12 protein-coding genes are annotated in these 12,898 nt (G+C 68.0%); 6 read left to right on the top strand and 6 right to left on the bottom strand.

The features are described 5' to 3' along the window. Nucleotides 1-48 precede the first annotated feature (48 nt). From ACODR1_RS00290 to coxB, 5 genes are all read right to left on the bottom strand, one after another. The gene (locus ACODR1_RS00290) at nt 49-708 is read right to left on the bottom strand and encodes a cytochrome c oxidase assembly protein (RefSeq protein WP_488878665.1); all 660 of its coding nucleotides are present in this window, start codon (nt 706-708) and stop codon (nt 49-51) included. After that, nucleotides 689-856 (bottom strand): hypothetical protein, encoded by a 168-nt coding sequence (locus ACODR1_RS00285; protein WP_058349885.1) that lies wholly within the window; start codon nt 854-856, stop codon nt 689-691. Before ACODR1_RS00285 ends, ACODR1_RS00290 begins: the two co-directional genes overlap by 20 nt. Continuing rightward, a complete protein-coding gene (cyoE, locus tag ACODR1_RS00280) occupies nt 853-1,893 on the bottom strand; it encodes a heme o synthase (RefSeq protein WP_488878664.1) in 1,041 nt (346 codons plus the stop codon). Before cyoE ends, ACODR1_RS00285 begins: the two co-directional genes overlap by 4 nt. 101 nt (nt 1,894-1,994) lie before the next feature. Further along, nucleotides 1,995-3,659, bottom strand: a complete 1,665-nt coding sequence (ctaD, locus tag ACODR1_RS00275; RefSeq protein ID WP_488878663.1) for a cytochrome c oxidase subunit I — start codon at nt 3,657-3,659, stop codon at nt 1,995-1,997. A 23-nt stretch (nt 3,660-3,682) separates the two neighbouring features. Next, nucleotides 3,683-4,642: a cytochrome c oxidase subunit II gene (gene coxB, locus ACODR1_RS00270; protein WP_488878662.1), complete on the bottom strand. Its 960-nt coding sequence runs from the start codon at nt 4,640-4,642 to the stop codon at nt 3,683-3,685. Nucleotides 4,643-5,013: 371 nt separating this feature from the next. On the opposite strand from coxB, the gene ACODR1_RS00265 reads away from it, so the two are divergent. The 6 genes from ACODR1_RS00265 (at nt 5,014) to ACODR1_RS00240 (ending at nt 12,035) form a co-directional block, all read left to right on the top strand. Next, the gene (locus ACODR1_RS00265) at nt 5,014-5,340 is read left to right on the top strand and encodes a PadR family transcriptional regulator (RefSeq protein ID WP_101716074.1); all 327 of its coding nucleotides are present in this window, start codon (nt 5,014-5,016) and stop codon (nt 5,338-5,340) included. After that, a complete protein-coding gene (locus ACODR1_RS00260) occupies nt 5,337-5,903 on the top strand; it encodes a DUF1700 domain-containing protein (protein WP_488878661.1) in 567 nt (188 codons plus the stop codon). Before ACODR1_RS00265 ends, ACODR1_RS00260 begins: the two co-directional genes overlap by 4 nt. Before the next feature lie 9 nt (nt 5,904-5,912). Next, nucleotides 5,913-6,710, top strand: a complete 798-nt coding sequence (locus tag ACODR1_RS00255) for a GIN domain-containing protein (RefSeq protein ID WP_488878660.1) — start codon at nt 5,913-5,915, stop codon at nt 6,708-6,710. Nucleotides 6,711-6,766: 56 nt separating this feature from the next. After that, nucleotides 6,767-8,197: a metalloprotease TldD gene (gene tldD / locus ACODR1_RS00250; RefSeq protein ID WP_488878659.1), complete on the top strand. Its 1,431-nt coding sequence runs from the start codon at nt 6,767-6,769 to the stop codon at nt 8,195-8,197. Nucleotides 8,198-8,475: 278 nt separating this feature from the next. Further along, on the top strand, nt 8,476-10,500 hold the full coding sequence (locus tag ACODR1_RS00245; RefSeq protein ID WP_488878658.1) for a TonB-dependent receptor plug domain-containing protein: 2,025 nt from the start codon (nt 8,476-8,478) through the stop codon (nt 10,498-10,500). A 236-nt stretch (nt 10,501-10,736) separates the two neighbouring features. Continuing rightward, nucleotides 10,737-12,035 (top strand): MBL fold metallo-hydrolase, encoded by a 1,299-nt coding sequence (locus tag ACODR1_RS00240; protein ID WP_488878657.1) that lies wholly within the window; start codon nt 10,737-10,739, stop codon nt 12,033-12,035. Between the two features lie 18 nt (nt 12,036-12,053). On the opposite strand, the gene ACODR1_RS00235 is transcribed toward ACODR1_RS00240, so the two are convergent. Then, nucleotides 12,054-12,785, bottom strand: coding sequence for a DUF4908 domain-containing protein (locus ACODR1_RS00235; protein ID WP_488878656.1), 732 nt, complete (start codon nt 12,783-12,785; stop codon nt 12,054-12,056). Nucleotides 12,786-12,898 lie beyond the last annotated feature (113 nt).

Raw genomic sequence — 12,898 nt, 5'->3', positions numbered from 1 at the left:
TACGCGTCGCGTAGGTCCCCCAAGGCCCGCGCACTCCCTTGTGGATTGCTATAGTCCCTTGGACGGTGTTCCGCCAAGTGGTTGAACGATGCGCGGCGTCGCGTCGGCCGACTTGCCGCCGTCCTCGCCCTCCACCGCCGGGAAAAAGGTGTAGGACAGGGTGATCTCGGACTTGCCCTTGGTCTCCGGATCCTCGGCGAAGCGGGGATCGACGAAGTAGACGACCGGGAACTCGACGGTCTGGCCGGGCTCGATCGTCTGGTTCGAGAAGCAGAAGCACTCGATCTTCTGGAAGTAGGCCCCGGCCTGCTCGGGCACGACGTTGTAGATCGCCCGGCCGGTCTGGGGCTTGTCGCTGTTGTTGGTGACCTTGAAGAAGGCCAGGCCCGACGCGCCCAGCTTGATGTCCTGGCTGACCTGCTCGGTGGTGAAGGTCCAGGGCAGGCCCCGGATATTGGCGTCGAAACGGACGACGACGCTGCGATCCAGCACCTTGGTCGGGGGGGCCTCGGCGCGGCGCACCGTGCCGTCGAAGCCCGTGACCTGGCAGAACAGCTTGTAGAGCGGCACCGAGGCGTAGGCCGCGCCGACCATGCCGGCGAAGGCGCCGACGCAGATCAGCGCCACGCGCTTGTTTCGACGCGCTTGCGGGTTGCTCGCCTTGCCGGCCTTGGCCGCCGGCCTGGGATCAGAACCGGTTTCCGACATTGGCGCCGAGCCTCACCAGGGTGACCACGAAGACCAGGGCGACGAAGGCCACCAGGCCCAGCGCCAGGGCGATGTTGCGGCCGTTGCGAGCCTTCAGCGCCTGGTCGGCGTCGGGCTTTACGGAAACGGTCTTCTTCGGATCGGTCAAAGCGGAAGCTCCAGGGCCCGGACGCCGATCATGGCCTCGGCCAGCAGGGCGGCGAACAGGGCGAACAGGTACAGGATCGAGAAGGCGAAGAGGTTGCGGGCGTCCTTGGCCCCGCCCACCGGCGGCGGGCGCTTGCCGGGCTCGGCCGGTTCAGCGGCGGGCGCGTCGGCCACCTCGTAGAGGGCGCGATCGGCCACGCGCGGGTCGGCCGCGTCGCCGGCGTCGCTGCGGAACACCCGCCAGGCCAGGATCAGGAAGACGATCCCGCCCAGCGCCGAGACGGCCAGGTACAGCGGGCCACCCAGGCCGGTCGCCGCCGGCGCCAGGCAGACGGGGATGAACACCAGGCTGTAGAGCAGGATCTGCTTGCGGGTTTCCTTGGCGCCCTTGACCACCGGCAGCATCGGCACGCCGGCCTTGGCGTAGTCGGTGCTGATGTAGAGCGACAGGGCCCAGAAATGCGGCGGGGTCCACAGGAAGATGATCAGCACCATCAGCCAGGCGTTCAGCGGCGCCGAGCCGCTGGCGGCCGCCCAGCCGATGGCCGGCGGCAGCGCGCCGGCCAGGCCGCCGATGACGATGTTCTGGGCCGTCCAGCGCTTGAGCCACATGGTGTAGACCACCGCGTAGAAGACGATGGTGAAGGCCAGAAGGCCCGCGGCCAGCCAGTTGATGGCCATGCCCATCAGCAGGACCGACAGCAGGGAGAGGACGACGCCCAGGGTCGCGGCTTCCGAGCCCTCGACCAGGCCGGCCGGCACCGGGCGGCCGCGGGTGCGGCGCATCTTGGCGTCGATATCGGCGTCGTACCACATGTTCAGGGCGCCCGAGGCCCCCGCGCCCACGGCGATGCACAGCACCGCCACCGCGCCCAGCAGCGGGTGGATGTGGGTGCGGGCGGCCACCAGGCCGGTCGCGGCCGTGAACACCACCAGCGACATCACGCGCGGCTTGAGCAGTTGGAAGTAGTCCTGCCAGCGCGCCGCGCGAACCGTGTCGGCGGGCGTGTCGGGCGAAAGGACGGCGGGCTTGGCCATGGGAATACGGGTCTTCGAACGAGGTCTTGATGGGCGAAGGGCGCGGGCCGGGCTGCCGCCCGATCCGCGCCCCCGCGCTTATACTGCTATCTTACCAGAGATCAGTGATGATCGTCGGCCTTGATGACCGGCGGCTCGCTGAACTGGTGGAACGGCGGCGGCGAGGACAGGGTCCATTCCAGCGTGGTGGCGCCTTCGCCCCACGGGTTGGCCTCGGCCTTGCGGCGACGGATGGCCGCCTCGATCAGCACCAGCATGAAGACGCCGACGCCGAGGACGGTGATCATGTAGCCCACCGACGAGACGTAGTTCCACTTCGCGAAGGCGTCCGGATAGTCGACATAGCGACGCGGCATGCCGTCCAGGCCCAGGAAGTGCTGCGGGAAGAACACCAGGTTCACGCCGACGAACATGATCCAGAAGTGGGTCGCGCCGAGGAACTCGTTGTATTTCACGCCCCACATCTTCTCGAACCAGTAGTAGAAGCCCGCGAAGATGGCGAAGACGGCGCCCAGGCTGAGCACGTAGTGGAAGTGGGCCACCACGTAGTAGGTGTCGTGCAGACTGTAGTCGATGCCGGCGTTCGACAGGACCACGCCGGTGACGCCGCCGACCGTGAACAGGAAGATGAAGCCGATCGCCCACAGCATGGGCGTCTTGAAGCTGATCGAACCGCCCCACATCGTGGCGATCCAGCTGAAGATCTTCACCCCCGTCGGGACGGCGATGATCATCGTCGCGGCCACGAAGTAGGCGCGCAGGTTGATGGGCATGCCGACCGTATACATGTGGTGGGCCCACACGACGAAGCCGACGAAGCCGATGGCGACCATGGCGTAGGCCATGGCGAGGTAGCCGAAGACCGGCTTCTTGGAGAAGGTCGAGACGATGTGGCTGATGATGCCGAACCCCGGCAGGATCAGGATGTAGACTTCCGGGTGACCGAAGAACCAGAACAGGTGCTGGAACATCACCGGGTCGCCGCCGGCGGCGGGATCGAAGAAGTGGGTGCCGAAGTTGCGGTCGGTCAGCAGCATGGTGATGGCGCCGGCCAGCACGGGCAGCGACAGCAGCAGCAGGAAGGCGGTGATCAGCACCGACCAGGCGAACAGCGGCATGCGGTGCAGGGTCATGCCCGGCGCGCGCATGTTGAAGATCGTGGTGATGAAGTTGATCGCGCCCAGGATCGACGAAGCGCCGGCCAGGTGGAGCGACAGGATCGCCAGGTCCATGGCCGGGCCGGTGTGGCCCGAGGTCGACAGCGGCGGATAGATCGTCCAGCCGCCGCCGAAGCCGTGGCCCGGGCCGCCGTCGACGAACATCGAGGTGCACAGCAGGATCCAGGCGGCGACCAGCAGCCAGAACGAGATGTTGTTCATCCGCGGGAAGGCCATGTCCGGCGCGCCGATCATGATCGGGACGAACCAGTTGCCGAAGCCGCCGATCATGGCGGGCATGACCATGAAGAAGATCATGATCAGGGCGTGGGCGGTGACCACGGCGTTGTAGCCGTGCTTGCCCTTGAAGACGCCCCACTCGGCCAGCAGGCCAGTCTCGGAGAAGATCTGGATGCCCGGGTGCATCAGCTCCCAGCGGATCAGGCCCGACAGGGCCCCGCCGACGATGCCCGCCATGATGGCGAACAGGATGTAGAGCGTGCCGATGTCCTTGTGGTTCGTCGAGAAGAACCAGCGCTGGAAGAAGGGCGGCTTTTCGTCGGCGCCATGGCCGGCGTCGTGGTGATCGATGTCAGCGGCGTGAGCCATCGGACTGATATCCTAAAGCGTTCTTAGGCCGCCGGCGCGGCGGCGGGGGCCGCGGCCGGAGCGGAAGCGGGTGCAGCCGGAGCGGCGGCGGGCGTGGCGGCCGGAGCCGCGCCAGGCGCGGCCGGGGCGGCCTCGGCGGTCGCCGGGGCGGCGGGCGCCTCGGCGGGAGCCTTGGACTTAACCCACGCGTCGAACTCGGCCTGCGTGACGACCTTGATCTCGATCGGCATGAAGGCGTGGTCGATGCCGCAGAGCTCCGAGCACTGGCCGTAATAGGTGCCCACCTTCTCGGCCTTGAACCAAGTTTCGTTCAGGCGGCCCGGAATGGCGTCGGTCTTCAGGCCGAAGGCCGGCAGGGCGAAGGCGTGGATCACGTCGGCGGCGGTGACCTGCACGCGCACCACCTGGTTGACCGGCACGACCAGCGCGTTGTCGGCGGCCAGGCGATAAAGGCTGTGCGGCAGGCCCTTGGCCGCCACTTCTTCCTCGCTCAGCACCTTGGAGATGATCTCCGGCACCTTCTGGTCCGGATACTCGTAGCCCCAGTACCACTGATAGCCCGTGGCCTTCACGGTCATGTAGGGCTTGGGCATGTCGTTATACTTGAACAACAGCCGGAACGAGAAGATGGCGATGATCATCAGGATCAGCACCGGCACGATCGTCCAGATGATCTCGATCGTGGTGTTGTGGCTGAACTTGGCCGGAACCGGGTTCGCCTTCTTGTTGTATCGGACAGCGATCCAGACCAGCAGGCCCAGGACCAGCAGGGTGATGGCCGTGATGATCGGCATCAGAACCCAGTCGTGGAACCAGATGGCGTCGTGCTTGAGCACGGACGCCGCCGGCTGGAGGGCGATACCCCCCGGCGTCGGCTGGCCCAATAGATCGTCGGCGAAGGCATGCCCCGCGAGCGTCGTCATGACGGCGGCGGCTGCAAAGCCCAACCCCTTCCGTCCCATCCCCTGAACTTGTGCCTTCATTTCCCTCTCGGCCCGTTACGGCGGCGACCGGCTGTTACTCAGCCGTGTCCCCGCGCCGACATGCACAATACGACCGGTTACGCGGACTTATGCAATCGACTTGAAACGGTCGAAAGCACTCCCCCCACGGCGCCGGCCGGTCGCAGGCGTGCTTACGCGCTTCAATCCCTGTTGCCAAGCACCCGAAACCACACGTTGGGCAGGGGAATCGCGTCAGTTGCGAAGCATTCTCAATAACTTCGCCAATTTCATCCACACGACCGACAGGCGAATCACGTCGATCCTCGAACATTGATAACTTGTAATAACAGCTACCTTGCATCACACACTACCTGGCCGTACAAGGTTCTCACCAACAGGAAACGAGAGCCGTGCCTGAAGCCATCGAAACCCAATTGAAGAAAGGCGTGCTGGCGCTGTGCGTGCTGGCCCTGCTGTCGAAGGCCGACAGCTACGCCTACGAGATCGCCAGCCAGCTGGCCAAGGACATCGATATGGGAGAGGGGACCATCTACCCGCTGATGCGGCGATTGCAGTCCGACGGCCTGGTCGAGACCTATCTGGTCGAGTCGACCAGCGGCCCGCCCCGCAAATACTACCGCCTCACCACCGCCGGCCGCGACAGCTTCGCCGCCCAGAAGAGCGAATGGGAAGCCTTCGCCAAGGCCGTGAACGACATCCTGGGAGCCGCCGCATGACCCGCGCCGAATTCGTCACCCGCCTGAAGCGCGGCCTGGCCGGCCTGCCGGCCTCCACCATCGCCGACGCGGTGGCCGACTACGAGGCCCACTTCGACGACGCCATCGCCGCCGGCCGCACCGAGGCCGAGACGGCCGCGGCCCTCGGCGATCCCGACCGCCTGGCCCGCGAGCTGCGCGCCGAAGCCGGCCTCAAGCGCTGGGAAGAGACCAAGAACCCGTCGGCCGCCGCCGGCGCCGTATTCGCGGTGCTGGGCCTGGGCGCGATCGACATCCTGATCCTGCTGCCCATCCTGATGGGCGTGATCGGGGCGCTGTTCGGCTTCTTCATGGCCGGGATCGGCATCTTCATCGCCGGCGGCTTCGTGTTCTCGGCCGGACCGTTCATGGACCCGCCGGGCGGCCCGGCCTTCGCCATCCTCGGCGGCATCGGCCTGATGGCCGCGGCCACCGCGCTCAGCGCCGTCACCGGCCTGGTCACCGTTGGCCTGGTCAACCTGCTGGTCTGGTACGGCCGGCTCCACTACCGGCTGCTGAAGCCGGCCATCGAACCGCAAGCCTGAGGCCTGGCCATGATCCGTAACCTCACCATCATCGCCGTCGCCAGCTTCGTCCTGGCCGTGGCGTGCCTCGGAACCGCCTTCGCCATCGGCGGCCGCGACCTCGTCAAGCAGGGCGGCTGGAGCTTCCCGGCCAACATCCACATCGAGGACGACGACGGCCGCGTCACCATCCGCCGCAACGGCGACGTGACGATCGAGGACCACGGCCCCAACACCAGCCGCCAGATCGCCTGGAGCGGCGGCGAGGCCCTGCGCATCGACCTGCCCGCCCGGGTGATCTACACTCAAGGGCCCAAGGCCGACATCACCGTCGAGGGGCCCGAAGGCCTGGCCCGGCGCGTGGTGCTGACCAACGACCGCCTGCACTTCGACGGCGACGGCCAGGGCCGCGGCTTCCGCTTCGACCGCCACGGCATGCAGACCTTCGCGGGCAGCGACGACCTGGTGATCCGCATCACCGCCCCGGCCGTGCGCAAGTTCACCCTCAACGGCTCGGGCGACCTGGACATCCAGTCCTACGACCAGCCGGACCTGTCGCTGACCCTCAACGGCAGCGGCGAGGCCTACGCCTCGGGCAAGACCGGCAAGGTCGACCTCCGGATCGCGGGCTCGGGAGAGGCCGAACTGACCGCCCTGACCGTCACCGACGCCAAGGTCGCGATCGCCGGCAGCGGCGAGGCCAAGCTTGGCCCCACGGGCGAGGCGGACGTGCACATCGCCGGCAGCGGCGACGTCACCCTGACCGAGCGTCCGGCCAGCCTGTCCAAGTCGATCGCCGGTTCGGGCGACATCAACGAAAGCTGGTGAGCGATCCGGGGGCGGAGGGAGATGACGCGGGGCCTGCAAGCGCCTACCTTACAGGAATGACCGCTCCCCTCTCCGCCCCTTCCCTGCTGGACGCCGCCGGCGTCGACCCGCAACGCGCCCGCGCCATCCTCGGCGAGGCCCTGGCCGGGGCCGATGACGGCGAGCTGTTCCTCGAACGGTCCGAGAGCGAGGCCTTCGTCTTCGACGACGGCCGGCTGAAGACCGCCTCCTACGACAGCGGCGAGGGCTTTGGCCTGCGCGTGGTGGCCGGCGAGACGGCCGGCTACGCCCACGCCTCGGAGATCTCCGAGGCCGCCATCGGCCGGGCCGCCTCTTCCGCCAGCCTGGCCAAGCGCGGCTATGCCGGCGTCTCGGCCGAAGGCCCGCGCTCGACCAACGAAAAGCTCTACGGCGAGGACGACCCGGTTTCCTCGCCCGCCTTCTCCGACAAGGTGTCCCTGCTCCAGGAGATCGACGCCTTCGCCCGCCAGCGCGACCCGCGCGTGGTGCAGGTGCTGGCCAGCCTGGCCGGCGAGCGCCGCGTGGTCGAGATCCTGCGCGCCGACGGCAAGCTGATCCGCGACGTGCGCCCGCTGGTGCGCCTGAACGTCCAGGTCACCGTCGAGAAGGACGGCAAGCGCGAGGCCGGCTCGTCCGGCGCCGGCGGCCGCGCCGGCTTCTCGGCCTGGATCAGCCCCGACAAGTGGCAGGGCCAGGTCGACGAGGCCCTGCGCATGGCGCTGGTCAATCTCGACGCCGTCGCCTGCCCGGCCGGCGAGATGGACGTGGTGCTGGGCCCGGGCTGGAACGGCGTGCTGCTGCACGAGGCCGTCGGCCACGGTCTGGAAGGCGACTTCAACCGCAAGGGCATCAGCGCCTTCTCGGGCCGCATCGGCGAGCGGGTGGCCGCCAAGGGCGTCACCGTCTTCGACGACGGCTCGATCCCCGGCCGCCGCGGCTCGCTGACCATCGACGACGAGGGCACGCCGACCAAGCGCACCATCCTGATCGAGGACGGCATCCTCGTGGGCTACATGCACGACCGCATGTCGGCCCGGCTGATGGGCATGCAGGCGACCGGCAACGGCCGCCGCCAGTCCTACGCCCACATGCCGATGCCGCGCATGACCAACACCGGCATGCTGGCGGGCAATGACGACCCGGCCGAGATGATCGCCTCGATGAAGAAGGGCCTCTACTGCGCCAACTTCGGCGGCGGCCAGGTCGACATCACCAACGGCAAGTTCGTCTTCCAGTGCACCGAGGCCTACCTGGTCGAGGACGGCAAGATCACCGCTCCGGTCAAGGGCGCCACCCTGATCGGCGACGGCCCGTCGGCCCTGACCCGCGTGACCATGATCGGCAACGACTTCGACTTCGATCCCGGCATCGGCGTCTGCGGCAAGGCCGGCCAGGGCGTGCCCGTGGGCGTGGGCCAGCCCAGCCTGAAGATCACCGGCCTGACGGTCGGCGGGACGAATATCTGATCCAAGAAATCCTCCCCCTCCGGGGGAGGTGTCGCCAAAGGCGACGGAGGGGGGGCGTTTTCAGCCTCAGCTGAACTAGGCCGATTTCCGACAGACTTCCCCCTCCGACCGCTTCGCGGCCACCTCCCCCTTCAGGGGGAGGATCTCGAAACCTGGACGCTTCCGTCCATTGATGTCCATTATTTAATCCACATTTCAAGCTTGTAACTTTCCCTCCCGGCGGCCAAAGGCCCAGTTTGCCAGCCACGCAACTGGCGGGGGCCAGGGGACGGAACGACATGCAGTTCGGATCGCTTTTCGCGGCCCTCGCGGCCGCAACGCCCGAGGCCGCGGCCCAGGCCCCCGTCGTCGCCGCGGCGACCGAGGGCGTCACCCGCTATCCCGCCGCCTTCTTCGCCGAGCGCCAGCCGCTGTCGGCCTACGACATGGTCGTGCGCGTGCCCGGCTTCACCTTCGACGGCGGCGACAGCGTGCGCGGCTTCGGCGGCGCGGCCGGCAATGTGCTGATCGGCGGCCAGCGCCCGGCCACCAAGAGCGAGTCCCTGGAAGACGCCCTGCGCCGCATTCAGGCCAGCCAGGTCGACTGCGTCGAGATCATCGTCGGCGGCGCCCCGGGCATCGACATGCAGGGCAAGAACGTCGTGGCCAACGTCGTGCTGCGGGCCGACGCCAAGGGCTCGACCCTGCTGGCGGTGGCCAGTTCGTTCCAGCAGGACGGCCGCACCACCCCGGCCATGCGCTTCGAGGGCTCGCGCCAGTACGGCGTCAACGCCTTCGACTGGTCGCTGCTGGCCTTCCGCTATGTCGACGACGGCGCGGGCGAAGGCCCCAAGGTCGTGCGCCGGGCGAACGGCGCCGTCAGCCCGTCCTGGCTGGACGAGACCGGCGGCGGCGACGGCCTGACCGCCAAGGCGAACTTGAAGCGCCCGCTGCTGGGCGGCCGGCTGTCGGTCAACACCGTCTACGAGCACGAGGTCTATGACTGGAGCCTGGAGGACATCCCCCCGGCCGGCGGCGACCGCCTGAAGGTCATCGACGCCGACGACCGCGAGGAAGGCGAGATCGGCCTGGGCTGGGAACGTCCGCTGACCGCCAAGTCGCGCGTCGAGCTGACCGGCCTCCTGCGCCGCAAGCACGTCGACTACGCCAGCACCTTCACCGAAGCGGGCGAGGCCGGGCGCTTCATCTCGGCCCGCGACAGCGGCGAAAGCATCGCCCGCGGCGTGCTGCGCCACACATTGAGCCCGACCCTGTCGTTCGAGGGCGGCGGCGAGATCGCGGTGAACTTCCTGGAGAGCCAGATCGGCTACCTGGTCAACGGAACGCCCCAGGTGCTGCCGGCCGCCAACGTGCGGGTCGAGGAAAAGCGCGGCGAGGCCTTCGGCGTCGCCACCTGGCGCGCTCACTCCAAGCTGACCCTGGAAGGCGCCCTGCGGCTGGAGCGCTCGACCATCTCCCAGACCGGCGACACCAACCTGGAGAAGTCGTTCACCTATCCCAAGCCGCGCCTGTCGGTCACCTGGTCGCCCAGCGCCCACGACCAGCTGCGCGGCCGCGTCGAGCGCGAGGTCGGCCAGCTGGACTTCAGCGACTTCGTCTCGTCGACCACCTTCTCAACCGGCCGCGACACCGCCGGCGGCGCCGAACTGGTGCCCGAGCGGACCTGGGTGTTCGAGGCGGCCTGGGAGCGCAAGTTCGGCAAGGACGGCGCGGTGGTGCTGACCGCCCGCCACAAGGAGATCAGCGACGTCGCCGACCGCATCCTGGTGGTCGACAAGGCCGGCAATCTCTACGACGCCCCCGGCAATATCGGCGACGCCGCGGGCGACGAGCTGGAATTGTCGGTGAACCTGCCGCTGGAGCGCTTCGTCCCCGGCGGCCTGCTGCGCGGCAAGGGAACCTGGACCCGGTCGGAGGTCGTCGACCCGATCACCGGCCACAAGCGCCGGATCAGCGACCAGGAGCCCTTCGAGGGCGAGCTGCGGTTCTCCCAGGACCTGCCCAAGCGCAAGCTGCAATGGGGCGTGGAGCTGTTCTCGGGCGAGACCGAGACGTCGTACGCCTTCAACGAGGTCAGCCGCTTCGAGATCGAGCCGTGGCTCCTGGCCTATGCAGAGGTCAAGCCGCGCCAGGGGCTGTCGCTGCGGGTCGAGGCCCAGAACCTCACCGGCCGCGGCCTCAACCGCCAGCGCGAGGTGTTCGAGGGCCGCGTCCGCGCGCCGGGCGACTTTGCCTATCTCGACGACCGCCGCGTCGACTTCGACCCCTTCATCTATTTCCGCCTGCGCCAGACCTGGGGCTGAGCCGGACGCCAGACAACAAGGCCGCCGCCCGCACCTCTCGGTCCCCAACCCCAGCGGACAGAAGCGGCCACTGCGAAGGGACCCTGGCTCGCGCCGGGGTCCTTTTTTTTCACGCGGGAACGGTTCGGGCGCGCTCTCGCTGCACGTTTCACGAAGCGCGCATTCGCCGACAGATTGAACCGCTTCTTCAGAAATCGGGCCTAGCCAATGCCACGGTGCAGTTGGACGAGGCGCTCATGAGTAGGTTTACCGCCCTCCCCGTGGATGGCGACGCTTTCGTGCTCGAACGTGGCGAGCGGACGATCCTGGTGGACGGCGGAGCGTGCTCCCGGGAACTGGTGGAACAGCTTCGCCACGTGCTCCCTCCTGGCAAGACGCTGGACATCGTCGTCTGCACCCATGCGGACGAAGACCATGCGCAAGGCCTGGTCGATCTGTTCTCAGAATGGAATCTGCAGATCGGCGTTCCCCTGAGCGTCAACGAGTTCTGGCTGCCAGCAGTCTGGGCCGAGGTGATCGCCGCAGCGCTCGCAGACGGCCTCGAACTCGACGCGACCATCAAGGACGCGCGCAAGCTCCTTGAACGAGCCCTTGCGGCGGAGCCCCTTCTGGAACCCGAAGATGAGAGCTTCGATGGCTCCTCCGACGTCGCCTGGATAGATGCGATGGTGGATGCAATTGCAGGCGCTGAAGACCATGACGCGCCCTCCGAAACCGAACGCGACGAGCATCTTGAATACTCGCAGGCCCGAGGCGTCGCGGAAGGCTTCGGGCATCTCTCGGCTCTGGCCAAAGATGCATGCTTCAATAGCCCATATCTCGGCCTCACGCTGGAAACTCTGGAGTCGCTAGATGCACTAGATGCACTGGAGGCTCTGGATGCACTGGATGCACTGGAGGCCCTGAACGCGTCCTGGCTTTCCCTTCAGTTCTCGGTCGGCGAGCGCCTGAGCCGCGTCGTCGCCTCGGCGCTTGCAAATGGCGCCATCATCCGATGGTTCGACTACGGCGCCTTCAAAAGAAGGAAGCAGCCCGCTTCTGGCGGGATCGCGGACGTTCTGGAGCCCGTGAACTGCGTCGAGGTTCGCAGGACGCCGCGACGCAGATCCCTGATGACGGTCCTGGCCCTGAGCACGGTGAACATCGAGAGCCTGGTGTTCGTCGCCCCGGAACGCGACGACGAGCCCGCGGTGCTATTCACGGCAGACTCCCCATTCATGTGGAGCAGCGGGCGCCATCGCAGAAACTGCGCCGTCACCGGCAAGCCACCCGAGAAGCGGACCCTTCTCACGGCCCCTCATCACGGCGCAGCGACCAACGATCGCGCCTACGCGTCGATCGAAGCCTGGGCGCCCAACCATCAGTGGGTTCGCAGCGGCGGTCAGATGCGACACCCGGACGGCGCCTTCAAACACAGAAACCCGCGCATCTGCACGTGGTGCCCCCACAAACCTCATGATTTCGAGCGCGTGACAGCCGAGACCGACAGCGACGGCTGGCGCGTCGTCTCGCCTCAACGAACGTGCGACTGCTAGGGTGGCTTTCGCCCTCCCCTACTTGTCGACCACCTTGATGATGCGGTCGGAGGACGGACGACCGGCCAGGCCCTTGCCGGCGGCGTAGGTGACGATCAGGGCGTCGTCCTTGATCGTCGCGCCGGGCTTTCGCCCCTCGGCCAGCAGCACGCGGCCGATGCGGTTCAGCAGGCCGCGGTCACCGTTGCGGGCCATGCGCTCGAAGGCCTCGGCGGTGACGTTGGCGCATTCGGCGACCAGCACCGAGGTCTCGGGCCGGGCGTCCTGCACGGTCTCGAAGCTGACCCGGTGGCGCGCCGCGCGGCTGGCGCGGTCGGCCGCCTGCAGCATGCGCTGGAACAGGGCGTTGGGCGTGATGAAGGCCGGCGGCTGGATGGTCGGGGCCCGGCCCATCAGCGCCGCGGCGGCGCCGGCCGGCCGGTCGGGCGTGAACAGGGTCATGCCGCCCAGCTTGGTGGCGCGCAGCATCGGCTCGCCCAGCTCGTTCTTGTAGATGACGTCGCCGCGCGGCCCGGCATGGGGCGACAGCACCCATACCTCGCTGCTGTTCTCGAACTTCAGCAGGGTCGTCGGGGTGGCGCGGTCGAGCACGAAGGCCCCGCCGCCGTCGGACACGTAGCGGGCCACCGGCGGCGGCGGGGCCTTGCGGGCCTCGGCGGCGGCGCGGTCGCCGAACAGGGCGTCGCGCAGGTTATGCTTGGACTGGGCCGCGACGGGCGTGGCGATGGTCAGGCCTGCCAGGGCGAGCATCAGCGTTGCCGCGCAGCCTCCCGGCCCCATCCTTTCCACCGTCGGTCGTATCATGCGAACGGTGATGGTCCCCGACTGGGGCGAATCTTGGACGTGGAGGCGGCGCTTCCTGG

The sequence above is a fragment of the Caulobacter sp. FG7 genome (assembly GCF_057808875.1).
This window is presented reverse-complemented; position numbering and strand designations above follow the sequence as displayed.

What these genes read in the sequence shown, in the direction of transcription:
- ACODR1_RS00260 (WP_488878661.1), top strand. Translation starts at nt 5,337, where the DNA reads ATGACCCGCGCCGAATTCGTCACCCGCCTGAAGCGCGGCCTGGCCGGC.
- ACODR1_RS00245 (WP_488878658.1), top strand. Translation starts at nt 8,476, where the DNA reads ATGCAGTTCGGATCGCTTTTCGCGGCCCTCGCGGCCGCAACGCCCGAG.
- ctaD (WP_488878663.1), bottom strand. Translation starts at nt 3,659, where the DNA reads ATGGCTCACGCCGCTGACATCGATCACCACGACGCCGGCCATGGCGCC.
- coxB (WP_488878662.1), bottom strand. Translation starts at nt 4,642, where the DNA reads ATGAAGGCACAAGTTCAGGGGATGGGACGGAAGGGGTTGGGCTTTGCA.
- ACODR1_RS00255 (WP_488878660.1), top strand. Translation starts at nt 5,913, where the DNA reads ATGATCCGTAACCTCACCATCATCGCCGTCGCCAGCTTCGTCCTGGCC.
- ACODR1_RS00240 (WP_488878657.1), top strand. Translation starts at nt 10,737, where the DNA reads ATGAGTAGGTTTACCGCCCTCCCCGTGGATGGCGACGCTTTCGTGCTC.
- ACODR1_RS00235 (WP_488878656.1), bottom strand. Translation starts at nt 12,785, where the DNA reads ATGCTCGCCCTGGCAGGCCTGACCATCGCCACGCCCGTCGCGGCCCAG.
- cyoE (WP_488878664.1), bottom strand. Translation starts at nt 1,893, where the DNA reads ATGGCCAAGCCCGCCGTCCTTTCGCCCGACACGCCCGCCGACACGGTT.
- tldD (WP_488878659.1), top strand. Translation starts at nt 6,767, where the DNA reads ATGACCGCTCCCCTCTCCGCCCCTTCCCTGCTGGACGCCGCCGGCGTC.
- ACODR1_RS00290 (WP_488878665.1), bottom strand. Translation starts at nt 708, where the DNA reads ATGTCGGAAACCGGTTCTGATCCCAGGCCGGCGGCCAAGGCCGGCAAG.